The organism is Streptomyces collinus Tu 365, from assembly GCF_000444875.1.
Classification (GTDB): domain Bacteria; phylum Actinomycetota; class Actinomycetes; order Streptomycetales; family Streptomycetaceae; genus Streptomyces; species Streptomyces collinus_A.
Genome location: NC_021985.1, coordinates 4891209 through 4912747, shown reverse-complemented (window position 1 = coordinate 4912747; position 21539 = coordinate 4891209). Strand labels below are relative to the sequence as shown.

General features: G+C 73.0%; 21 protein-coding genes. 8 read left to right on the top strand and 13 right to left on the bottom strand.

What is annotated here, in order from left to right; genetic code table 11:
- Positions 1 to 34 precede the first annotated feature (34 nt).
- Both B446_RS21380 and hemL read right to left on the bottom strand, forming a co-directional pair.
- Positions 35 to 733 (bottom strand): histidine phosphatase family protein, encoded by a 699-nt coding sequence (locus B446_RS21380; RefSeq protein WP_020941523.1) that lies wholly within the window; start codon positions 731 to 733, stop codon positions 35 to 37.
- Positions 730 to 2049: a glutamate-1-semialdehyde 2,1-aminomutase gene (hemL, locus tag B446_RS21375; protein ID WP_020941522.1), complete on the bottom strand. Its 1320-nt coding sequence runs from the start codon at positions 2047 to 2049 to the stop codon at positions 730 to 732. Before hemL ends, B446_RS21380 begins: the two co-directional genes overlap by 4 nt.
- A gap of 300 nt (positions 2050 to 2349) precedes the next feature.
- On the opposite strand from hemL, the gene B446_RS21365 reads away from it, so the two are divergent.
- A complete protein-coding gene (locus B446_RS21365; protein WP_193384482.1) occupies positions 2350 to 2982 on the top strand; it encodes a hypothetical protein in 633 nt (210 codons plus the stop codon).
- A 75-nt stretch (positions 2983 to 3057) separates the two neighbouring features.
- Here B446_RS21365 and B446_RS21360 read toward each other — a convergent pair whose 3' ends face one another.
- Genes B446_RS21360 through B446_RS21350 form a run of 3 tightly spaced genes read right to left on the bottom strand, consistent with a single transcriptional unit; the run spans position 3058 to position 5377 of the window.
- Positions 3058 to 3909, bottom strand: coding sequence for a phosphatase PAP2 family protein (locus tag B446_RS21360; protein ID WP_020941520.1), 852 nt, complete (start codon positions 3907 to 3909; stop codon positions 3058 to 3060).
- A complete protein-coding gene (locus B446_RS21355; RefSeq protein ID WP_020941519.1) occupies positions 3906 to 4730 on the bottom strand; it encodes a polyphosphate polymerase domain-containing protein in 825 nt (274 codons plus the stop codon). Before B446_RS21355 ends, B446_RS21360 begins: the two co-directional genes overlap by 4 nt.
- Positions 4727 to 5377, bottom strand: a complete 651-nt coding sequence (locus B446_RS21350) for a DUF4956 domain-containing protein (protein WP_020941518.1) — start codon at positions 5375 to 5377, stop codon at positions 4727 to 4729. Before B446_RS21350 ends, B446_RS21355 begins: the two co-directional genes overlap by 4 nt.
- A 153-nt stretch (positions 5378 to 5530) precedes the next feature.
- On the opposite strand from B446_RS21350, the gene B446_RS21345 reads away from it, so the two are divergent.
- The 3 genes from B446_RS21345 (at position 5531) to B446_RS21335 (ending at position 8882) form a co-directional block, all read left to right on the top strand.
- Positions 5531 to 6202, top strand: coding sequence for a response regulator transcription factor (locus tag B446_RS21345; RefSeq protein ID WP_020941517.1), 672 nt, complete (start codon positions 5531 to 5533; stop codon positions 6200 to 6202).
- Positions 6199 to 7716 carry a HAMP domain-containing sensor histidine kinase gene (locus tag B446_RS36175; protein ID WP_020941516.1) on the top strand — a complete coding sequence of 506 codons (1518 nt, stop codon included), beginning with the start codon at positions 6199 to 6201 and terminating at the stop codon, positions 7714 to 7716. Before B446_RS21345 ends, B446_RS36175 begins: the two co-directional genes overlap by 4 nt.
- 122 nt (positions 7717 to 7838) lie before the next feature.
- Positions 7839 to 8882, top strand: a complete 1044-nt coding sequence (locus B446_RS21335) for a cation transporter (protein WP_020941515.1) — start codon at positions 7839 to 7841, stop codon at positions 8880 to 8882.
- 15 nt (positions 8883 to 8897) lie between these two features.
- Here B446_RS21335 and B446_RS36170 read toward each other — a convergent pair whose 3' ends face one another.
- The gene (locus B446_RS36170; protein ID WP_020941514.1) at positions 8898 to 9233 is read right to left on the bottom strand and encodes a hypothetical protein; all 336 of its coding nucleotides are present in this window, start codon (positions 9231 to 9233) and stop codon (positions 8898 to 8900) included.
- A gap of 173 nt (positions 9234 to 9406) precedes the next feature.
- Here B446_RS36170 and B446_RS21325 point away from each other — a divergent pair, with 173 nt between their 5' ends.
- Positions 9407 to 9925 (top strand): gluconokinase, encoded by a 519-nt coding sequence (locus B446_RS21325; RefSeq protein WP_043478803.1) that lies wholly within the window; start codon positions 9407 to 9409, stop codon positions 9923 to 9925.
- 204 nt (positions 9926 to 10129) lie between these two features.
- Positions 10130 to 11968, top strand: coding sequence for a glycoside hydrolase family 15 protein (locus B446_RS21320; RefSeq protein WP_020941512.1), 1839 nt, complete (start codon positions 10130 to 10132; stop codon positions 11966 to 11968).
- A 28-nt stretch (positions 11969 to 11996) separates the two neighbouring features.
- Here the strand turns inward: B446_RS21320 and B446_RS21315 are convergent, their stop codons facing one another.
- From B446_RS21315 to B446_RS21295, 5 genes are all read right to left on the bottom strand, one after another.
- A complete protein-coding gene (locus tag B446_RS21315) occupies positions 11997 to 13037 on the bottom strand; it encodes a cytochrome d ubiquinol oxidase subunit II (RefSeq protein ID WP_020941511.1) in 1041 nt (346 codons plus the stop codon).
- A complete protein-coding gene (locus B446_RS21310; RefSeq protein WP_020941510.1) occupies positions 13034 to 14494 on the bottom strand; it encodes a cytochrome ubiquinol oxidase subunit I in 1461 nt (486 codons plus the stop codon). The genes B446_RS21315 and B446_RS21310 overlap by 4 nt, the downstream gene beginning before the upstream one ends.
- Positions 14495 to 14532: 38 nt before the next feature.
- On the bottom strand, positions 14533 to 15372 hold the full coding sequence (locus B446_RS21305; RefSeq protein WP_234967533.1) for an SDR family oxidoreductase: 840 nt from the start codon (positions 15370 to 15372) through the stop codon (positions 14533 to 14535).
- A gap of 176 nt (positions 15373 to 15548) precedes the next feature.
- A complete protein-coding gene (locus B446_RS21300) occupies positions 15549 to 17138 on the bottom strand; it encodes a GMC oxidoreductase (protein ID WP_020941508.1) in 1590 nt (529 codons plus the stop codon).
- A 107-nt stretch (positions 17139 to 17245) separates the two neighbouring features.
- Complete coding sequence (locus tag B446_RS21295; RefSeq protein ID WP_020941507.1) at positions 17246 to 18211, bottom strand: cyclase family protein; 966 nt, start codon at positions 18209 to 18211, stop codon at positions 17246 to 17248.
- 267 nt (positions 18212 to 18478) lie between these two features.
- Here B446_RS21295 and B446_RS21290 point away from each other — a divergent pair, with 267 nt between their 5' ends.
- Complete coding sequence (locus B446_RS21290) at positions 18479 to 18976, top strand: hypothetical protein (protein WP_020941506.1); 498 nt, start codon at positions 18479 to 18481, stop codon at positions 18974 to 18976.
- 140 nt (positions 18977 to 19116) lie between these two features.
- Here the strand turns inward: B446_RS21290 and B446_RS21285 are convergent, their stop codons facing one another.
- Both B446_RS21285 and B446_RS21280 read right to left on the bottom strand, forming a co-directional pair.
- Positions 19117 to 19956, bottom strand: coding sequence for an ABC transporter permease subunit (locus B446_RS21285; protein ID WP_020941505.1), 840 nt, complete (start codon positions 19954 to 19956; stop codon positions 19117 to 19119).
- Entirely contained in the window at positions 19953 to 20969 is a 1017-nt protein-coding gene (locus B446_RS21280) for an ATP-binding cassette domain-containing protein (protein ID WP_020941504.1), read from the bottom strand. Before B446_RS21280 ends, B446_RS21285 begins: the two co-directional genes overlap by 4 nt.
- A gap of 280 nt (positions 20970 to 21249) precedes the next feature.
- Here B446_RS21280 and B446_RS21275 point away from each other — a divergent pair, with 280 nt between their 5' ends.
- Positions 21250 to 21528: a hypothetical protein gene (locus tag B446_RS21275; protein WP_020941503.1), complete on the top strand. Its 279-nt coding sequence runs from the start codon at positions 21250 to 21252 to the stop codon at positions 21526 to 21528.
- Positions 21529 to 21539 lie beyond the last annotated feature (11 nt).

The window sequence follows — 21539 nt, the reverse complement described above, 5'->3', positions numbered from 1 at the left end:
TGACGGGCCGTCGGCGGCGGGCCGGCCGCGGCCGTCAGGCACCGAATGCCTTGCCCTGGCCCTGCACCGGCCTGGCCCCGGCCCGCAGATGGGGCGGGACCAGGTCGATGGCGGGCTCGCTGTAGCCCACGGACACGATGCGGTCCCCGAGGTACGTGAAGGACGTCAGCGAGGCGAGCGTGCACTGCCGCTTGCGCGGGTCGTGCCACAGCCGCCGCTTCTCGACGTACGAGCGCACGATCCAGATCGGCAGCTGGTGGCTGACCAGCACCGCCTCGTGCCCGCGCGCCTGGTCCTTGGCCGCGTGCAGCGCGCCCATCATCCGGACGACCTGGTCGACGTACGGCTCGCCCCAGGACGGCCGGAACGGGTTGACCAGGTGCTTCCAGTTGTCGGGCTTGCGCAGGGCGCCGTCCCCGACCCCGAAGGTCTTGCCCTGGAAGACGTTGTCGGCCTCGATGAGCCGCGCGTCGGTGGCGAGGGCGAGTCCGTGCGCCTTGGCGATCGGGGTGGCGGTCTCCTGCGCGCGCTCCAGCGGCGAGGCGGCGACGTACGTCACGTCCCGCGCGGACAGGTGCTCGGCGACCCGGTCGGCCATCTGCCGGCCCAGCTCGGAGAGGTGGTAGCCGGGCAGCCGCCCGTACAGGATCCCGTCCGGGTTGGCGACCTCGCCGTGCCGCATCAGGTGGACGACGGTGACGTCCTTGCTACCGGGGGTGTCGAGGTTGCTCATGCTGCGGTGGCCTCCGCGGCCGCTCGGGCCGCCGCCGGGAGGGCGTCGGCGATCTTCTGGATGGCCCGCTCGTCGTGGGCCGTGGACACGAACCAGGACTCGTAGGACGACGGCGGCAGGTAGACGCCGTTCGACAGCAGCGAGTGGAAGAAGGCGGTGAAGCGGAACGACTCCTGGCGCTTGGCCGCCTCGTAGTCGCGCACCTGCCGGTCGGTGAAGAAGACCGAGAACATGTTGGAGGCGGTCTGCAGCCGGTGCGCGACGCCCTCCTTGCTCAGCGCCTCGGTGACCAGCGACCGGATCTGCTCGGAGACGGCGTCCACCTTCTCGTAGGCGGCGTCGTCCAGGAGCCGGAGCTGGGCGAGCCCGGCGGCGGTGGCGACCGGGTTACCGGAGAGGGTGCCGGCCTGGTAGACGGGTCCGGCCGGGGCGAGGTGGGCCATCACGTCGGCCCGCCCGCCGAAGGCGGCCGCGGGGAAGCCGCCGCCCATGACCTTGCCGAAGGTCATCAGGTCGGGCTTGACCCCGTCGACGCCGTACCAGCCGGCGCGGCTGGTACGGAACCCGGTCATCACCTCGTCGGAGATGAACAGGGCGCCGTTCTTGGCGCAGGCGTCCTTCAGCCCCTGGTTGAAGCCGGGGCCGGGCGGGACCACGCCCATGTTGCCCGGCGAGGCCTCGGTGATGACACAGGCGATCTCGCCCGGGTGCCGGTGGAAGGCCTCCTGCACCGCTTCGAGGTCGTTGTACGGCAGCACGATCGTGTCACCCGCCTGGGCGCCGGTGACGCCGGGCGTGTCGGGCAGCGCGAACGTCGCGACGCCGCTGCCCGCCGCCGCGAGCAGCGAGTCCACGTGGCCGTGGTAGCAGCCGGCGAACTTGATCACCTTCGACCGGCGGGTGAAGCCGCGGGCGAGCCGGATGGCCGACATGGTCGCCTCGGTGCCGCTGCTGACCAGCCGCACCTGCTCCACGGGCGCCACCCGGGCGACGATCTCCTCGGCGAGCGCGACCTCGCCCTCACCGGGGGTGCCGAAGGACGTGCCGCGGGCGACGGCCTCCTGGACGGCGGCGATGACCTCGGGGTGGGAGTGCCCGAGGATCATCGGACCCCAGGAGCAGACCAGGTCGACGTACTCCCGGCCGTCGGCGTCGGTCAGGTACGGGCCCTTGCCCGAGACCATGAACCGGGGCGTGCCGCCGACGGCGCGGAAGGCGCGCACGGGCGAGTTCACGCCGCCCGGCGTGACGACGGACGCACGGTCGAAGAGCGCCTGCGAGACGGGCGCGTCGTAGGGATAGGGCAGATCGCTCATGGCACTCATGACGTGCGACTTCTCCGACTTCTCGGACTCCGGTTGCGTGGTGACCTCCTCAGGGTAGGCCGCGGCTCGCCCGTCCCGCCGCCGACCTCAAGATCACGGCCGCGCCATCTGCGAGACTGAGGACTGATACACACAGCTCATGCGGCACGTAGTGATGGGGGACCGGGAGGAACCCGCGGACGGGATGTTTCGCCTTACGTTTCGGCGGGCGGCCGTGGGGGAGGTCACTGACACGATGATCGGGTTGCGCGGCGGGGGCCACGCGTCCTAGAAAAGCAGTCGGGTGGAGATATGCATCGCGGTGGCGGACTGGGCGAGGGGACTGACGACCTGGGTCCTCGACGTGCCCGGCGGGGAAGGCACCGGCGCGAGGCGGAGGAATCGACCGAGGCACGGCAGACTGACGCTCGTCAGGCACAGGGTGTACCGAGTGAGCCCGGACGGTACGACCGGCAGGTCGACCGGCAGAGCAGGAATGGTGGTCGGGTGGGGGTGACGTACAAATACTTCGGCGCGCCGGACGGCGCGACCGCGGCCCGCGTCCCCATTTCGATGCGTCCCGAAGAACTCGGCGGCGACGAGCTGGGCATGAACGGCATGTTCACCAAGATCAAGCCGGAGACGATGGCCGCGATGGTGCTCACCGGCATCCAGGGCGTTCCGCTGCACAAGGTGCCGCCGCTGGAGCTGGTCGTCCTGCACCCGGACTACGCGGTCGTCAAGCTGCCCACCACGGTCGTCGACCCGCTCCGCGGCATAGGCGAGGAGGCGGTCGGCGCGGCGGCCTTCATCTGGTCGACGGTCCCCGACCGGGGCGGCCCGCGCGACGCCTTCAACGTCTACCAGCTGCTCCACGAGTGGCAGGACTTCAGCCACCGCCTGCACGAGGCGGGGCATCAGCCTTATTGCCTGGTGTGGCCCTGAGGCGGGGCCCCGTCCGACGCACGGAAGGCAGCGACCCGGTGCGGGTCGCTGCCTTCTGTCGTGCGCCGGGTGGGGTCAGTGGCCGGTGACGGCGAGTTCGTAGTCGCCGATCAGGTCGCCCAGCAGGGTTCCGGCGGTCAGGTCGCCGGAGACGTGGCCCGCCATGTAGAGGCGGGAGTAGAGGACCTCGTCCCGCATCCACCGGTAGTCCTCGGCACGGTGCGGGGCGAGGGCGCTGAGGTAGGTGACGGCGGCCGCGGCCCGGGTGGCGTGGCGGGAGGGGTAGGAGTACGGGCCCTTGGCGCCGGCCGCGATGTGCTTCTCGGGGCGCAGGGTCGGGTCGAGGACGAAGGGCGCGGGCTGCCTGTCGCGGGCGGCGACCTGGTCGCTGATGGTCTTGGCGAGCTTCAGGGCCGCCTTGAGCTGGGCTTTCTGCGCCGCACCCTGCTGCGCGGGGACCAGTTCGCGCTGGTCGTGCAGGTACACCTTCCAGATGTCCTTCTTGCCGTTGAGCTCCAGCCAGGTGGCGGCCTTGCGTCCGGCCGCCGTGCGGGTCTTCGCCAGTGCCTGGACCTCGTGGAGCTGGGCGGTGCGCTGCTTCGCCGTGGGCGGTGCGGGGACCTGCCGGGCGGCCCAGTCGGCGAAGGCCTTGTCGTCACGGGTGGTGCCGTGCGCCTTCTTCCACTCGGCGAAGAGCGCGTCGGCCTTCTGGCGCTGGGCGTCGGCCTGCTTGCCGATCGGGGCGATCTGCCCGTCCGTGAACAGGGCCGGCGGCGGGTTGCGCTTGACGCGGTCGGTCGCGGACAGCTTCTTCTTCGCCGTGGCGGCGGGGGTCAGCTGCGGTCGCAGCAGGCCGAAGGCGGCGGCCGCCACGGCGACGAGGGCGATGACGGCGTACGGCCATTTGATACCGCGCAGGGCGTTCATGCGGCGGTGGTCCTTTCGGGGGACGGTACGGGCTCGGTCCGGGTGGTGAAGTGGGCGCGCGCGATGCGGCGCATGTCGTTCCCGGGCAGTGACGGGGTGAGCAGGGACTGGCCGACGATGTACTTGCTGAGGGAGACCGGCCGGGCGCCCAGCCGCAGCAGCAGCCGGTCGGCGGGGGCGGGCCGGGCGCCGCCCTTCGTCTCGACGAGCACGTGTCCGGGGTCGAGGGCCGCCGTGCGGCCGTCGCGGTGGCAGGTGAGGTGGCCGTCGAGGGTGACCCGGCTGCCGTGGTCCAGGTCGGCGAGGGCCGCGCGGACGTAGCGGACCTCGGCGGCGGGGGTCAGAGCCGCGGTGGTGACGGGGACGCCCGCGGTGCGCAGGACCCCGTCGACGAACTCGGCCGCGTGCTCGTCGAGGCGGCCGTAGGCGTGCGTGGGTGCCCTGAGGGCGTGTTTGACGGTGGCGCCGCGGCCGTCCTTGGTCTTCACCTCGACCCGGCACAGGCCGTCCTCCGCGTACAGCCGGGTGCGCACCTTCCAGCGGCGGCGGCGCCGCTGGACGTGGGCGCGCCAGGCGCCGAGCCCCTCGGTGTCGAAGTAGGTGCTCAGGTAGCCGGTGGTGCGGCGGCCGCCGAGGTCGAGCACGTGGTGGCTGGCGGACAGTCCCTCGACGAGGAGGCGGGCCCGGTCGACGGGCAGCAGGTACTTGCGGTCGGTGCGGTGCTGGAGCGCGGCGGCCGCGTCGACCTCGGCGAGCGTGGCGCCGCGCAGGGCGGCCAGGCCGAGGGCGGCCACGAGGGACGAGGGGACGGCGGGCGTCACGCGGCGGTCACCTGCTCGCGCGGCTCGGAGTCCTGGACGGCGGCGGACTCCTCCGCGGCCGGGTAGCGGGCGGAGACCCGGGTGGTCTCGCGGACGTAGTCGACCTCGTCGACGACCACCGACAGCGGGGCCTGCCCGAAGCGGAACGCGACGTCCTGCGGGATCAGGGCGGGGTCGTCGTAGATCCGGTCGAGGGTGAGCTTCACCGTGCGGGTCGGCGGCTCGTAGGAGCGGGGGTCGTCGACCACCAGGACGGCCAGCAGGACGGCCGCGTCGAGGACGATGACCAACCAGCTCTCGCGCTGCGGTAGCCCGGTGCACAGGGCCGTGACCAGGCTCACGAAGGTGTAGGCGACGTCGCGCAGGGTGAAGGCGGCGCTGCGCAGCCGGACCAGGGAGAGGATGCCGAACAGCCCGAAGCCCACCCCGGCCGGGAACTTGCCCGCGCTGATCGCCCCCATGGCCGCGAACAGGCCCACGTTCAGCGCCACCAGGACCAGCGGCATCGCCGGCGCGCTCGGACGGCGCCGGTAGAGCCAGCCGACCAGGATCAGCAGCGCGACGACGTCGAGGCCGCCGCGGGTGAGGAGGTCGGTCGGTGCGATGTGCGGGGCGATGCCCTTCGCCGCGAGCACCAGTGCGTCCATGGCTGTCCCTTTCCGTCCCGGCGCATCGGACGGCGGACCGGTCGCGGCCCGCGGGGCACCGCGACCTGAAGGACGGTAGGGATGTCACATGAACAGACCATGAAGGTTTCCGGACTGCTGGATTCGGCCGCGTGTGCGGTTAGCCTGACCGCCATGCACTACCTGGTCGTCGACGACGAGGCGCGCCTCACGGACCTCGTCGTCCGCTACCTCAGCGAGTCGGGCCACACCGCTGAGGGCCGCTACGACGGGCCCTCGGGACTCGCCGCCGCCCGCGATCCCCGGCTGGACGGGGTGGTCCTGGACGTGATGCTGCCGGGCCTCGACGGCGTCGAGGTGTGCCGCACGCTGCGCGGTGAGGGCATCGACGTGCCCGTGGTCCTGCTCACCGCGCGCGGCGCGGTCGGCGAACGCGTCGCGGGTCTGGACGCGGGCGCCGACGACTACATGGTCAAGCCGTTCGCCATGGAGGAGCTGCTGGCCCGGCTGCGCGCGATATCCCGGCGCCGCCCGGAGTGCTCCGGCCGCCTCCAGGTGGGCGACCTCGTGCTGGACGCCGAGCGACGGCGCGCCTGGCGGGCGGACACGGAGCTGGACCTGTCCCGGCGGGAGTTCGCCGTGCTGCGGGTGCTGATGGAGAACGCCGGCCGGGTGGTGACCCGGCTCCAGTTGCTCGACGAGGTCTGGGACGGTGAGACCGACCTGCGCAGCAACGCCATCGACGTGCACGTCTCCAAGGTCCGCGCGAAGGTCGACCGCGCCTTCGGACGCACCTCGATCACCACCCTGCGCGGGGTCGGCTACCGCCTGGAGACGGCCCCGTGACCCGGTCCGCCGGACTGCGGGCCCGGTTCGGGCGGCTGCCCGTCGTCACCCGCCTGGTACTCGCCGTCGCCATCACCATGTCGCTCGTGCTGACCGGGACGGCGGGGCTCGTGTACTGGCGGGTGCAGACCGCCCTCGACCGGCAGCTCCACGACGACCTGGCGGCCTACCGGCACAGCCTCGACCGGGCCGTCCGCGCCGGCACCGCGCCGCCGCCGGGCCCCAGCGGCAGCCTCTACCAGGTGCTGGACACCCGCGGCCGGGTCCTCGCCGCCAGTGACGCCGTACGGCACCGCCCGCTGCTCTCCGCCGCCGAGCTGGACTCGGCCGCCCACGGGCACACGGTCCGGCGCGACGTGGGGTCCCTGCTGCCGATCACCCCGGACACGCTGCGGCTGCAGGCCCGGCGGGTGCGGGCCGGCGGGCAGAGCCGCGTCGTCGTCGCCGCCGTCCGCCGGGGGCACCGCGACGAGGCCCTGCGCGAACTGCTCGCCCAGCTCGCCTTCGCCTCCGTCCTGGCCCTGATCGCCGCCTCCTTCGTCGGCTACCGGACCGCCCGCGCCGCCCTGCGGCCGGTCGAGCGCTACCGCAGCGGCGCGGCGACCCTCGCCGACGGCGCCCAGAACCTGCGCCTGGACGTGCCGGCCGACCGCGACGACGAGATCACCCGGCTCGGCCACACCCTCAACCGGATGCTGGACCGGCTGGAGGCGTCGGCGGTGCGCGAGCGCCGGTTCGTCGCGGACGCCAGCCACGAACTGCGCACCCCGCTGGCGCTGCTGCGGGCCGAGCTGGACGTCGCGCTGCACCGGCCGCGCTCCGCCGAGGAGCTCACCGGGACGCTGCGCGCCGTGGAGGGCGAGGTGCAGCGCCTGATCGACCTGTCCAACGCGCTGCTCGCGCTGGAGGAGCTGGGCGGCACGGACCACGTCGTCCGGGCGCCGGTGTGCCTGGCCGACCTCGTCGAGGCGGCCGTGGCCCCGCATCTGCGGACCGCCGGGCGGGAGGGACGGGCGCTGACCGTCGACGCGGCCGGCACCACGGTCGAGGTCGACGCCCGCTGGCTGCGGCCCGCCCTGGGCAATCTCGTCGACAACGCCCTGCGCCACGCGGCGGGCCCCGTCCGGGTCACGGCAGAAGTCCACGGGCCGGACACCGCCGAGGCGCGGGGGCCGGTCACCGCCGAGGCGCACGGACCGGTCACCTCCCAGGCGCGCGAGCCGGTCACCGCCGAGATGCGCGGGCAGGTCATCGCCGAGGCGCGGGGTCCGGTCACCGCCGAGGTGCGCCGGCCGAGGCTGCGGCTGGTCGTCGCCGACGAGGGGCCGGGCTTCCCGCCGGATTTCCTGCCCCGTGCGTTCGACCGCTTCGCCCGCGCCGAGGCCAGCCGCACCAGCGAGGGCTCCGGACTGGGGCTCGCCTTCGTGCAGGCGGTGGCCACCGCCCACGGAGGCACCGCGCACGCCGAGAACACCGGGCGGGGAGCGGCGGTCGTCCTCGACCTGCCCTGCTGAACGGCGCTCCCCCGTCCGGGGCACCCGGCGCGTTGCCCGCGTGTGTCCGCGGCCGGGGACGCCCGAGTGTGCGCACCGTGGGACACCGTGGACCTACTGACCCGGGACGACGGTGAGGGCAGATGATCGTATCGGTGGTGTCGATGCCCGGAGGGACCACCACGCGTACGGATCCGGCGGGGGCCCGCGAGCGCCTCGCCGCATCCGACTTCGTCCTCGTCGACGTGGCCCTGCCGCTCGCGGCGGACCGGCCGGACCCGGCGACCTCCCAAGGCGGCCAGGGCGCGTCGGACCTGGCGGACGCCGACGGGCGCCGGGTCGTCGAGGCGCTCGGGCTGGCCTCCGAGAGCCCGGCCTGGTTCGGCGTGACCGGGGAACCGGTGCGGGCCGACTTCCTCGGCGACCGGGCCGCCTTCGTCGTGCCCGTCGTCGACGACGGCCGTGTCGTCCACGTGCACGCCATGGCGACGGAACGGCACCTGGTCACCGTCCACCGGGGACCGGTCGCCCCGCTGGAGAACCTCGCCGGCCGGCTGGCGCAGGAACGCCCCGCCGACGCCGTAGCCGTGCTGTTCCTGCTGCTCCAGGAGGCGCTGGACACGTTCCGCCGGGCCGCGGTCGCCGGCCTGCTGGCCGTGGAGGACCTGGAGGACGAGATGTTCGACCGTCGGCGCCCCGAGCAGGTCTACCGGCTGGCCCGGATGCGGCGGCGGGCCGCGCTGCTGCACCACTACCTGCTGCCGTACCTCCAGGCCACGGACGAGATCGTGATGCGCAGGATGCTCAGCCGCGACTTCCCGGAGGAACGCAGGCGGCTCGCCCAGGAGTTCCAGCACACCGGCCGGCTGGTGCTCACCGACATCCAGTCGCTCCAGGACGCCACCCGCAGGGCCTTCGCCAGCTACTCCTCGCTGGTGTCGGGCGAGCAGAACGGCGTGATCAACCGGCTGGCCATCGTGTCGACGATCTTCCTGCCGCTGACGTTCCTGACCGGCTACTTCGGCATGAACTTCAGCTATCTGACGGACGAGATGGAGAGCAGGGCCGTCTTCTGGCTGCTCGCCGTCGCCCTTCAGGTGCTCGTCCTGGGCGGCGCCCTCTACGTGCTGCACCGCACGCACCTCTGGCGGCGGCTGCGGGACGACGAGGGCACGCGGGACCCGTGAACCCGCGTCCGACGGTCAGTCGGGCGCGAAGCTGAAGCTGTGCCACGGACCGGTGGACCTGACCACCTCGTCCGACGCCTGCATGTCCACGTAGACGCTCTGCTGCCCCTTGGGCACGGTGCAGTCGGGGGTCGTGTACAGGAGGATGCTGCTCAGCGTGAAGTTGTCGACATGGGTCACACCCTGGTCGAACCGGTGGCAGCCCTTGATCGGCGGGTTGGTGAGGGACTGCACATGTGTGGCGCCGTTGCGCGCCGTGATCGTGCCGGACGCCTGGTCCTGGCAGCCGGTCAGCGCGATACCGAACAACGCGACACCGGTGAGCGCGGCCAGCGGCCGTGAAACGCGCATCGGTCCTCCTGTGCCGTTCCGGGGAGCCGGCTGGGACGGGGTCCCGTCCTTCCCACTATCCGCCAGAGCGGGTGTGACCGCCTGGCGGGGACGTCCGGCGCGGCGGGCGGAGCCGGGCGATAGTGGAGGGGTACGCGTGTTCCACCGTCCCCCGGGGAGGCGTGTTGGCCGACATGGCCGGCGGTTCTCGGGTGGTGGTCGTGATGGGCGTCTCGGCGTCCGGGAAGTCCACGGTCGGGGCACGGCTCGCGCACCGGCTCGGCGTGCCGTTCCTCGAGGGCGACGACCTCCACTCCGCGGCGAACCGCGCCAAGATGGCGTCCGGGCATCCGCTCGACGACGCCGACCGGCGGGCCTGGCTCGCGGCGCTCACCCAGTGGATCCGGGCCGCCGCGGCGAACGGCAGCGGCGGGGTGGTCTCCTGTTCCTCGCTCAGGCGCGCCTACCGCGACCGGTTCCGCGCCACGGGAGCGGACGTGTGGTTCCTGTACCTGGCCCTGGACCCGGTGCTGGCCGCGGAGCGCATCGCCCGGCGCACCGGGCACTTCATGCCGCCGGAACTGCTCGGCTCCCAGTACGCCACCCTCGATCCGCTGCAGGCCGACGAACCGGGCGTCACCATCGACGCGTCCGGCGGCCCGGAGCGGGTCATGGCGCAGGCGCTGCGCGCCGTGTGCGGGCCGGACCGGTAGCGGCGACACTGTCGAATGCGACGTGGCGAAGGGCGCCGCGGGCGAGGTGCTGGACCGGCTGCGCGAACTCGCAGAGCGGCAGGCCGGGGGCTCCGCGCCGGCCGGCCGCGCCCGCGTCCGACGAGCCGGTCGGACGCCCCCGGCCTAGGCTGATCGGGTGGGGGTGCAGGGCAGGAGCCGTACGCCTACGAAGGGGGCACCCCCGTGGACGACTACCCGCTGATCGAGAACCACGGCCTGATCGGTGACCTGCAGACCTCGGCGCTGGTGACCACCGACGGCGTGGTCGACTGGTTCTGCTCCCCGCGGTTCGACTCGCCGAGTGTCTTCGGGGCCCTGCTGGACAGGCGACGGGGCGGCCACTGCACGGTCCGCCCGGCCCACCAGACGTACGCGACCAAGCAGTTGTACCTGCCGGACACGGCGGTGCTGGTGACCCGGTTCATGACCGAGGCGGGCGCCGGCGAGGTGCTCGACTTCATGCCGGTGACCGGGACGACGGTCACCGCCCGCCACCGGCTGGTGCGCATGATCCGCTGTGTGCGCGGCAGCATGACGTTCGACGTGGAGATCGCCCCGCGCTTCGACTACGGCCGCCAGGCGCACGAGTTGCGCATGACGCAGCACGGGGCGGTCTTCGTCGCGGCGGACGGCTCCGAACTCACCGTGCACCCCATCCGGGAACCGGAGGACCCGCAGCTCGTGGACGTCCTCCTGGACCGGGACGCCGACCTGCACTTCTCGCTGTCGCTCGAGGCCGGCGAACAGCGCGGCCTGATCCTGGAGGCGGGCGCCGAGGGGCCGCCCACGGAGGTCCGCCTCGACGAGCACCAGCGGCTGTTCGAGGAGACGGTGGCGTTCTGGCGCTCCTGGCTCGGCCAGTCGCGCTACACCGGGCGCTGGCGGGAGATGGTGGAACGCTCGGCGATCACGCTCAAGCTCATGACCTTCGCCCCCAGCGGTGCCATGGTGGCCGCCCCGACGGCGGCCCTCCCCGAGCAGCTGGGCGGCGAGCGCAACTGGGACTACCGCTTCACCTGGATCCGCGACGCGTCCTTCTCCGTGTACGCCCTGCTGGGCCTCGGCTTCAAGGAGGAGGCCAGGGCGTTCATCCTGTGGCTGAGCGACCGGGTCAAGGAACGGATCGGCAGCGAGGGCGAGACGGGCCCGCTGAACATCATGTACAAGGTCGACGGCTCCTCCGACCTCGACGAGTTGATCCTGGACCACTGGGAGGGGTACGCGGGCTCCGCCCCGGTGCGGATCGGCAACGGCGCCGCGACCCAGCTCCAGCTGGACATCTACGGCGAGGCGCTGGACAGCATCTACTTCGCGCACCGGCACGGTTTCCAGGTCGGGCACGGAGGCTGGTCCTCGCTGCGCACGGACCTGGACTGGCTGGCGGACCACTGGGACCAGGCGGAGGAGGGCATCTGGGAGACCCGCGGCGGCCGCCAGGACTTCACGTACGGCCGGGTGATGTCGTGGGTGGCGTTCGACCGTGCCGTGCGGCTCGCCGACGAGAAGGGCTGGCCGGCCGCCACCGCGCGCTGGCGCGCCGAACGCGACGCGGTCTACGAGCAGGTGATGGCCAAGGGGTGGAGCGAGGACCGGCGGGCCTTCGTCCAGCACTACGGCAGTGACGTCCTGGACTCCTCGCTGCTGCGCATGGCGACGGTCGGGTTCCTCACGCCCGACGACCCGATGTGGTCCTCGACGCTCGACGCCATGGAGGACGAACTGGTCAGCGACAGCCTGGTCTACCGGTACAACCCGGCGGCCTCGCCCGACGGCCTGCGCGGCTCGGAGGGCACCTTCTCGCTGTGCACGTTCATGTACGTCGACGCCCTCGCCCGGGCCGGGCGGACCACCCGGGCGCGGCTGGTGTTCGAGAAGATGATGGGGTACGCCAACCACCTGGGCCTGTACTCGGAGGAGATCGACCCGACCGGCCGTCAACTGGGCAACTTTCCGCAGGCGTTCACCCATCTCGCGCTGATCGACGCGGCCATCACCCTGAACGACGCCCTCGACCGGCGCTAGCCGGCCGGGCACCGGCGGACCGGGCCGGTCAGGTCTCCTCGCCGGTACCTCCGCGCCGCAGTTCGGCGTCGGTGAGCCCTTCCAGTTCGCCCTGGGTGTCCAGCCAGTACAGGACGGCCACCGCGGGGATGACGAGCACGAGGGCGACGATGATGACGATCCCCAGCCAGCGCAGGGTGGTGGGGGCGCCCGCCCCGGCGGCGATGGTGAGGGAGGTCGGGATGAGGTAGGGGCGCTGGGCCGTGCCCCAGGCGATGACGGCCGACGCGACCATGCCGACCGCGGCCACCCGGGACCACGCGCCGGAGGCGCGGGTCAGCAGCCACACGGTCGCGGCGGTGGCGACCACGGCGATGACGACGAAGACGAGCCCCGCGCCGTGCGTCAGCCCGTGCCACACGTGCGGCGCGTCCCCGTGGGTGACGACGAGGGTGACGATCGCGAGCACGGCGACGCAGCCGAGGGCGGCCAGGGCCCGCGGCCGGAAGTACCGGTCGAGGTCCGGTGCCTCGAAGCGCCGGGCGTCCGCGGCGAGGAAGACCGCGCCGAGCGTCGCCGAACACGCGATGGCGAGCAGGCCGAACAGCAGGGACGTCGGATTGGCCCAGGCGTCGGTGGACGCCGTCGTCGTGGCGGACACCCGGCCCGAGGCCACTCCCCCGACCGCGGCACCGAGGAAGAACGGCGTCAGCAGCGAGGCGACGGCGAAGACGGCCCCGTACAGACGCCGGCCGACCAGCCGCCGCATGGGCTTGCGCAGGGCGAAGCCGGCGCCGCGCAGCACGATGCCGAGGGCGGCCAGGGTCAGCGGCAGCCACATGGTGGTGAACACCTGCTGGAAGAAGACCGGGAAGCCGGTCCACATCACGACCAGCACGAAGATCAGCCAGACGTTGTTGACCTCCCAGACCGGTTCCATGGCGTGGTCGATCAGCCGGCGCGGGCGCTCGCCGCGCTCCGCACCGCCCGCGGTCAGGTCCCAGAAGCCGGCTCCGTAGTCGGTGCCGCCGCCGCAGGCGTAGGCGGCGATCACGAGCAGCAGGAAGACGGCGATGACCCCGGCGATCACAGCCGGCTCCCCGTGGCGCGCGGCCCGTACGGCGTGTCCGACTCGGGCGGGACGGTCTCGGGCGCGGTCCTCCCCGACGCGTCCCGCGGCGGCCGCGGTCCGCCGCCCTCGTCGGCGAGCCGCCAGCGCGAGCGCATCTTGAGCAGCACCACGAGGAACGACCCGAAGACGAAGACGTACACCAGGACGACCACGCCGAAGGTGATCCACAGACTGGTGGAGCGGGTCGCCGTCACCGCCTCCGCGACCCGCATGTTCTGGTAGACGATCCAGGGCTGGCGGCCCACCTCGGTGGTGATCCAGCCGCATTCGACGGCGACGACGGAGGCGACGCCCGCGCACGCCGCGGCCCGGTAGAACCAGGGTGAGGCGGGCAGCCGGCGGCGCCACAGCCACAGGACGCCGTACCAGAGCGCGAGCAGCACCAGCGCGGAGCCGATGAAGACCATGGTGTCGAAGGTGAAGTGGGCGATGGTGGCCTGGGTGGCCGTCGGCCGGTCGCTCGCCGGGACCGAGGTGAGCCCGGTGACCTTGGTGTCCGGGCGGAAGCCGGCCAGGATCGAGTCGAGCTGCGGGACCCTGATGCCGCCGGAGACCGTGCCGTCCGGGTGCAGCCGACCGTAGAGGTACTCCGGCACGTGGGTGTCGGTGTTCCAGACGATCTCCATGGCGGCGAACTTCACCGGCTGTTTGTGGAACACCTGCCGGGCGATGGAGTCGCCCAGCATGAACTGGACCGGGGTGCAGACGGCGGCGAGGGTGAAGGGGATGGTGAAGCCGAGCCGGTGGTAGCGGTCGCGGCGGCCGCGCAGCCACCCGGTGGCGTAGACGCCGGCCACGACGTAACCGGCGGTCACGAACATCGCCATGACGAAGTGCCAGTACTCCGGGCCGAACATGGGGGTGAAGATCGCCTTGCGGACGTCCACGTCCACCGGGTTGCCGGCGGCGTCCAGGGTGAAGCCGCGCGGGGTGTTCATCCACGAGTTGGCGGCCAGGATGCCGAAGGCGCCGAGCAGCGCGACGAACGGCAGCGGCAGCCCGAGCAGGAAGTGGGTGCGGGAGGGCAGCCGCCGCCAGCCGAACAGGTAGACGGCGATGAGCACGGCCTCCAGGAAGAAGGCCCACGCCTCGACCCCGAACCCGAGGCCGAAGACGTCGCCCCAGCGGCCCATCATGCCCGGCCACAGCAGCCCGAACTCGAAGGACAGCACGGTGCCGGTGACGACCCCGATGGCGAACCGGACGGCCATCACCGCCGACCACCGCCGGGCCAGCAGCAGCGCGTCCGCGTCACCGCGGCGCAGCGCGTAGCCGTGCGTGATCACGGTGATCAGCGGCAGGGCCACGCCCAGCGGCACGATGATGATGTGGGAGGCCAGCGTGAACGCCATCATGGATCTGGCCGGGAGCATCTGCGGCGGCACGTCCGCAGCCGCCAGGATCAGGGTGTGCATGCGGGATCTCCCCCGGGGGCCGACGCGGGTGGGAGGAGTCAGCCGCCGGTGGCGAAGCCGGGGAAGAGGGTCATCCCGCCGTCGACGTACAGGGTGGCGCCCACCACGTAGTCCATGAGGTCGGAGGCGAGGCCGACGACGGCGTTGGCGATGTCGTCCGGCTCGCCGACCCGGCCGTAGGGGATCAGCTGCAGCAGGTCGCGCTCCGCGTCGGGGGTGTCCCAGGCGGAGCGGTTGATGGGGGTCTTGATGGCGCCGGGCGCGACCGCGTTCACCCGGATCTTGTGCGGGGCGAGCTCCTGGGCGAGGGTCTGCATCATCATCTGCACGCCGCCCTTGGACGACGCGTAGTTGACGTGCCCGGCCCACGGGATGAGCTGGTGCACCGAACTCATGCAGATGATCTTCCCGGCCGCGCGCGACACCTCCGGGACCACGCCGCGGCGCAGGAACTCCTTGGTCGCCTCGCGGGCGCACAGGAACTGCCCGGTGAGGTTGACGTCCAGGACCTTCTGCCACTGGGCGAGGGTCATGTCGGTGAACCGGGAGTCGCGCTGGAGTCCGGCGTTGGCGACGAGGATGTCGATCGTGCCGAACTCCTCGACCATCCGGTTCGTCATGGCGATGACCTGGTCCTCGCTGGACACGTCCGCCTCGTAGGCGGCGGCCCGCACCCCGAGCGCGGTGATCTCCTCGACGACCTGCTCGGCCTCCTCCTTGCCGGCCACGTAGTTGACCACCACGTCGGCCCCGGCCCGGCCGAGGGCGACCGCGGTCGCCCGGCCGATCCCGGAGTTCGCGCCGGTCACCAGCGCCTTCTGGCCCTTGAGCAGATGAGCCGGGATCACGCCCCGGGGTGCACCCTCGGTGGAACTCACGATGTCCTGCTCCTCCACTGCGTGCCCGGTGCGGCCGGGCCGGGACTCGGCGGTTGTGGCGTCAGACAAACACCGTGGAGGTCGGGCGGCACGCCGGGGCCGGGAGCGTTGCGCTGCCCGGCTGAGGATCTTCGCCCGGTCGGCGTCCGTACGGAGCCCGTGCCGGAGTCCGGGGCTCAGCCCAGCCGCTCCAGCAGGTGGTCGCCCACGCGCAGGGCGTTGGCCATGGCCGTCAGGGACGGGTTGACCGCGCCGATGCTCGGGAAGAAGCTCGTGTCCACGACGTACAGGTTGTCCAGGTCGTGCGCCTTGCAGTTGACGTCCAGGGCGGAGGTCTCGGGGTCGGTGCCGAAGCGGACCGTGCCGGCCTGGTGGGCGGTGGCGCCGATCGGCATGCCCTTGTGCAGGTAGATGCTGCGGGACAGCAGCTTGTGCTCGTGCATGCCGAGGTGGCCGAGCATGTGCTGGAGCTTGTGCCGCAGGCGCTTGAGGCCCTCGGTGTTGTTGTCCTCGTCGAGGGTGAGCCGGATCCGGCCGTCGTCCTCCAGGGTGACCCTGTTGTCCGGCTGCGGCAGGTCCTCGCCGCACAGCCAGAAGTCGACGGCGTGGTGGGCCAGCACCTCGAACGGCATGTCGGGCGAGACCGCTCCGGCCCAGCGCGGGGCCTCGCCGTGGATCTGCTCGGCGTCGGACTTGCCGAGCATCTGGATCCCGCCGAGCGGGTAGTCCCAGTCGTCCGCGCCGAGGTACCAGTCGTGCAGCGCGAGCGTCTTCTGGAACTGGGTGTCGTTGGGTTCCCTGGAGACGGCCATCAGAGCCAGGTTGTTGTGGCGCATGTAGTACCGGCCGACCACGTCCGAGCTGTTCGCCAGGCCGCGCGGGTTGCGGTCGTCGGCGGAGGCCAGCAGCAGCGCCGCGGAGTTGACCGCCCCGCAGGCCACGACGACGACGTCCGCCGAGAAGCGGGCCTCCTCCTCGTCGGGGAGCTGGGCGACGACGGTGGTGACGCTGCGCCCGGTCGGGTCGGTCTCCAGCCGGGTCACCCGGGCGTTGGTGACCAGGTCGACGTTGGGGTGCCGGAGGGCCGGCTCCACGCAGATCACCTGCGCGTCGGACTTGGCGCGGACCAGGCAGGGGAAGCCGTCGACCCGGTTGCAGCGGATGCAGGCGCTGGAATGGGTGGCCCGGCCGTACTCGTCCTGGGTGAGGTTGACCCCGATCGGCAGGTGGAAGGGGTGCAGACCGCGCTTCTCCAGGTCGTGGCTCAACTGCTCGATGCGCGGCTCGTGTTCGACGGGCGGATAGGCGTACTGCGCGCTGCTCGGCCCTTCGCAGGGATCCTCGCCGTGCCGGCCGTGCACCAGGTAGAGGTGCTCGGCCTCGGTGTAGTACGGCTCCAGGTCGTCGTAGCCGATGGGCCAGGCGGGCGAGATGCCGCCGTGGTGGCGCAGTTCGCCGAAGTCCTCCGGGCGCAGCCGGAACAGGGCGGCGCCGTAGAACTTGGTGTTGCCGCCGACGTAGTAGTTCACCTCGGGCGGGAACTCGTCGCCGTGCCGGTCGAGCCAGAACTCCGGGGCGCGGTACTTGGCCTTGACGAACACCGCCGTGGAGTCCCAGTTGTCGCGCTCGCGCCGCAGGTAGTCGCCGCGTTCCAGGACGAGCACCCGTTTGCCGGACGGGGCGAGGCGGTGGGCGAGCGTGCCGCCGCCGGCTCCGGTGCCGATGACGATGACGTCGTAGAGGGGCAGGGCGTCCACGGCGACCACCGTCCTTGTCCGTGCGGTCCGCGGCCGTTGGCCTTCCTTTCGAACGTACGCTCCGAACGGGTGTGCGGCACCTGGAACGGGGCGCGCCCGGGCCGGCTTCCGCCAGGTCAGAGGACGGCGATCGGGTTCACCGGGGAACCGGTGGCCGACGGCAGCCGCAGCGGGGCCACCACGCACAGGAAGTGCCAGCGGTCCTGCCGCGCGCACTCCGCGGCGAGCTCTTCGAGGTCCAGGTAGTCCATCAGGTGCAGTCCCAGGGCGTTGACGGCGAGCACGTGGACGGGGAACGCGACCCCGGCCACCGGGCTGGGCGCGGTGTCGCTGTTGCCGTCCGAGCCCAGGGCGGCGACCCGCCGCTCGGCCGGGAACCGCATCGCCGTGGGATGCAGCCCCGCACGCGCCCCGGTCACGTCCCAGGGCCCGAGGGTGCGGCGCCGCAGCCGGTGGCCCACCCGTACGAACAGCAGGTCGCCCGGCCCGACCGTGGTCCGCTGGGCGGCCTCGGCCGCGGCCAGGTCCCCGGCGGTCACGGCGTCGCCGGGTTCGAGCCACCGCACCCCCTTCAGGCGCGGCACGTCCAGCAGGACACCGCGCCCGACGATGCCGTCGCGCACCAGGTCGAGCGTGAGCGCGTCCGCGCCGTCCGGTGTCACGGTGCTCGCGGGGACGCCCCCGTACAACTCACCGTCGAAGATCACGTGGCACAGCGCGTCCAGGTGGCTGTCGACGTCCCCGTGCACGTTCATCGCGAACCGGTCGCGCGCGAACCGCAGTCCGTACCCGTCCGGCTCCCGGCGGGCCGGCGCGGTCATCCGGTGGGTGGCGGGCTCGGGGCTGTCCGGTCCCGGCCGGGTCTCGACCGGCGCGGCCAGCGACACGCTGCGCCCGAGGCGGACCTCCGCGGCGGCGGCCGCCACCCGCTCGGGCGTCAGCTCCGCCAGCGCGCCGGGCCGGTCGCCGGTGCCGCCCGGGACCCGCTCGTCCCGCATCCGCCGGTACAGCTCCCGGAACGCCGCCTCGGACATGGCCGGGGGTTCGGGGGTCCCGGGCGACGGGTGCGGATACGACGTCATCGGGGACTCCTCCTCATCGGCCCCCCGGGGGGGGCCGTCGTCCCGGCTCCGGCCATTGCAGCACCCGGCCGGTGCACCCGCACGCCGGACGCCCGGACCGCCCCCTCCCCCGGGTCGCCGGAGCCGCCGGACCCACCCGCGTCGCGGAGCCCGGGCGTACGGCCGTTCGGGTGTCCGCGCGTCCCGGGCGTCCCACCCGGCGTGCGGGGCACCGCCGTGCCGCCTTCACTGGACGGGACGAATCGGTCCCAGGTCAGGAGGCACGGTATGGCAGGGCACTGGACACGGGGTGCGGCGGGCGCGGTGCTGGCCGTGGTCGTCGTGGGCGCGGCGGCCGGGTGCTCCGACGACTCCGGCAACGCGTCGGGCACCGCCAGCAAGGCGGCCACGGCGGCCGCGTCCGCCGCCTCCTCCCTCGCCTCCCGGGGCGCCGACGTGCTGGCCTCGGCCTCGGCGGAGGCCAAGCGCAAGCTGGATGAGGCCAAGGGCGGGGTGAACGCCAAGAACGAGGTGACGCTCGGCACCGCGACGATCGGCGGCGACGGCAAGGCGACCGCCAAGGTGACCGCCAGGAACACCGCGACGTCCGCCAAGTCCTTCGCCGTCCAGGTCAACTTCACCGACAGCAGCGGCAACCTGCTGGACGTGACCGTGGTGACCCTCAAGAACGTGGCCGCGGGCACCACCGCCGATGCCACGGTCACCAGCAACCGCAAGCTCACCGGCCAGGTCAAGGCGGTCGTCGGCACGGCCCTGCGCTACTGACCGCGGCCCCACCGCCCCTCCCTCCCGGCTCCCCGCCCCCCGCCGCTCACGGCGGACGGGACGGGGAGCCGGGTCGTTCGCCGGCGGCAGCCCGCCCCACCCGGCGCCGGCGTGGCCGGTGCCGGGTGGGGCAGGGGGTGTCAGGCGTCGTTGCGGAGCAGCCGGTACGCCGCTCCCGCCAGGGCGAGGGACGTCCAGACGAGGAAGACCAGCAGGCCCGTGCCCGGGGAGAGGGTGGTGGCGTCCTGGGTCAGGGCGAACATCGCCCGTCCGGAACTGCTGGGCAGGTAAGGGGTGATGTGGTCCTGCCAGGAACTGGGCAGCAGGGACATCAGGCCGGGGACCAGCATCAGGGTGGCGACCAGTACGGAGATGCCGCCCGCCACCGAGCGCAGCAGGCCGCCCAGCGCGATGCCGATCACGCCGACCAGGCCGAGGTAGAGACCTGCGCCCAGCAGACTGCGGACGGCTCCCGCGTGTCCGAGCCCCATCGCGGCGGGCGTGCCGGCCAGGATGCGGCTGCCGATCAGGAAGGCGATGAAGGCGCCGACGGTGCCGAGGGCCAGGGCCACCAGCCCGTACACGACGGACTTGGACCACAGGACGGGCAGCCGGCGCGGTACGGCGGCCAGGGTGGAGCGGATGGTGCCGCTCGAGTACTCCCCGGCCATGGCCAGGACGCCGAGGACGCCGAGCGCGAGCTGGGCGAAGTTGGCGCCGAAGAGGGACAGGCTGACGGCGGTGGACCGGGCGAAGTCCTGGTCCATGCGGGGGGAGCCGACCAGCGACTTGTAGCGGCTCGCGGCGATCAGCCCGAAGACGACGAGGAACAGCAGGCCGAGCCCGAGGGTGATCCAGGTCGAGCGCAGCGTCCAGAGCTTGGCCCACTCGGAGGCCAGCACCCGCCGTCCGGTCACGCGGTAGTCGGGCCGGGGGGAGGCGGTGCGGGGCTTCTCGGCGGTCGCGGTGAGGGTGCTCATACCGTCCTCCCGGCGGTCTCGGCGGTCTCGGCGGTCGCGGTGTTCCCGGCGCTCCGGGCGGTCCCGGCGAGGCCCGGGAGGCCCGGGTCCCCCGGGATCCCGCCGCCCGTCGAGCCGTGGTACTCCACCGCGTCCCGGGTCAGGTCCATGAACGCCTCCTCCAGGGAGACGGTGCGCGGGGTCAGCTCGAACAGCGGGATGCCGTGCTCGGCCGCCTTCAGCCCGATCTCGCGCGCGCCCATCCCGGTCACCTGGAGCTCCTCGGAGCCGGCCCGGCCGGTGACGTCGACGCCCGGACCGGCGAGCACGTCGCGCAGCCGGGCCGGGTCCTGGGTGGCCACCTTCACCGTGTCGCCGCCCGCCTCACGGACCAGGTCGGCCACGGTGGTGTCGGCCAGCAGCCGTCCCCGGCCCACCACGATCAGGTGATCCGCGACCAGCGCCACCTCGCCCATCAGGTGGGAGGAGACGAACACGGTGCGGCCCTCGGCGGCGAGCGAGGTCAGCAGACGGCGGATCCAGAGGACGCCCTCCGGGTCGAGGCCGTTGACCGGCTCGTCCAGCATCACCGTCTGCGGGTCGCCCAGCAGCGCGGCGGCGATGCCGAGCCGCTGGCCCATGCCGAGGGAGAAGGACCCGGCCCGCTTACGGGCCACGCTGCCCAGGCCGGCCAGCTCGACGACCTCGTCGACCCGGCGGCGCGGGATGCCGTGGGTGAGCGCGAGCGCCCTGAGGTGGTGGTAGGCCGAGCGGCCCGGATGGACGGACTTCGCCTCCAGCAGCGCGCCGACCTCCTGGAGCGGCGCGCGGTGGCGGGCGTAGTGGCGGCCGTTGACGGTGACGGTGCCGCCCGTCGGCGCGTCGAGTCCGACGATCATCCGCATCGTCGTGGACTTGCCCGCGCCGTTGGGCCCCAGGAAGCCGGTCACGGTGCCGGGCTTCACCACGAAGTCCAGCCCGTCCACGGCCGTCTTCTCTCCGTACCTCTTGGTCAGCTGTCGTGCGTCGATCATGGGCGCTCTCTCTGTCGGACCGGGCGTCCGTCGCGTCTGACGCCTCACCCGTAACGCTATGACCGCAATCGCCCCGATTTCGCAGTGTGGGGCCCGATGCACGCCCAAGCGGGTGGTCCTTGCCGCTCCGCGCGGTCCGCGCGCGCCTGGTTCGCCCCCTCGGCCATCATGGAGCGGTCCCGCCGGCGCGGGCCCCGCGGGAGGGCCGGTCCTGCCGCGACCCTACGTGATGTAGGTTCCCAACCGGCAAGGACCACATGTCGGCTGTCCGGGGGAGACCATGCAGGAGACGCAAGCGGAGCCGCGTCCGGCGGCACGGGCCGACGTCCGCGGGCTCGCCCCGACGCTGACCGTGCTGGTCGTCAGCCTGGTCGTCGCCGCCGTCGGCGTGTACGAGCTGTGCGGTTTCGGGCTGCACAGCCTCGACCGGCGCCCGCACCTGTTCAGCGACGGCCTCGCGACCGGCGGGGTGATCGTCGCCGCGGTGGCGGCCGGGGCGGCGGTGGGCAACCTGGCGTGGACGCTGGCGGCGGCCCGGCGCGGCCGGGGCACGGAATGAGACGCTGTGCA

Excerpts from the sequence above, each read along its gene's own strand:
- B446_RS21380 (WP_020941523.1), bottom strand. The coding sequence starts at position 733 with ATGAGCAACCTCGACACCCCCGGTAGCAAGGACGTCACCGTCGTCCAC.
- hemL (WP_020941522.1), bottom strand. The coding sequence starts at position 2,049 with ATGAGCGATCTGCCCTATCCCTACGACGCGCCCGTCTCGCAGGCGCTC.
- B446_RS21365 (WP_193384482.1), top strand. The coding sequence starts at position 2,350 with ATGCATCGCGGTGGCGGACTGGGCGAGGGGACTGACGACCTGGGTCCT.
- B446_RS21360 (WP_020941520.1), bottom strand. The coding sequence starts at position 3,909 with ATGAACGCCCTGCGCGGTATCAAATGGCCGTACGCCGTCATCGCCCTC.
- B446_RS21350 (WP_020941518.1), bottom strand. The coding sequence starts at position 5,377 with ATGGACGCACTGGTGCTCGCGGCGAAGGGCATCGCCCCGCACATCGCA.
- B446_RS21345 (WP_020941517.1), top strand. The coding sequence starts at position 5,531 with ATGCACTACCTGGTCGTCGACGACGAGGCGCGCCTCACGGACCTCGTC.
- B446_RS21335 (WP_020941515.1), top strand. The coding sequence starts at position 7,839 with ATGATCGTATCGGTGGTGTCGATGCCCGGAGGGACCACCACGCGTACG.
- B446_RS36170 (WP_020941514.1), bottom strand. The coding sequence starts at position 9,233 with ATGCGCGTTTCACGGCCGCTGGCCGCGCTCACCGGTGTCGCGTTGTTC.
- B446_RS21325 (WP_043478803.1), top strand. The coding sequence starts at position 9,407 with ATGGCCGGCGGTTCTCGGGTGGTGGTCGTGATGGGCGTCTCGGCGTCC.
- B446_RS21310 (WP_020941510.1), bottom strand. The coding sequence starts at position 14,494 with ATGCACACCCTGATCCTGGCGGCTGCGGACGTGCCGCCGCAGATGCTC.
- B446_RS21295 (WP_020941507.1), bottom strand. The coding sequence starts at position 18,211 with ATGACGTCGTATCCGCACCCGTCGCCCGGGACCCCCGAACCCCCGGCC.
- B446_RS21290 (WP_020941506.1), top strand. The coding sequence starts at position 18,479 with ATGGCAGGGCACTGGACACGGGGTGCGGCGGGCGCGGTGCTGGCCGTG.
- B446_RS21285 (WP_020941505.1), bottom strand. The coding sequence starts at position 19,956 with ATGAGCACCCTCACCGCGACCGCCGAGAAGCCCCGCACCGCCTCCCCC.
- B446_RS21280 (WP_020941504.1), bottom strand. The coding sequence starts at position 20,969 with ATGATCGACGCACGACAGCTGACCAAGAGGTACGGAGAGAAGACGGCC.
- B446_RS21275 (WP_020941503.1), top strand. The coding sequence starts at position 21,250 with ATGCAGGAGACGCAAGCGGAGCCGCGTCCGGCGGCACGGGCCGACGTC.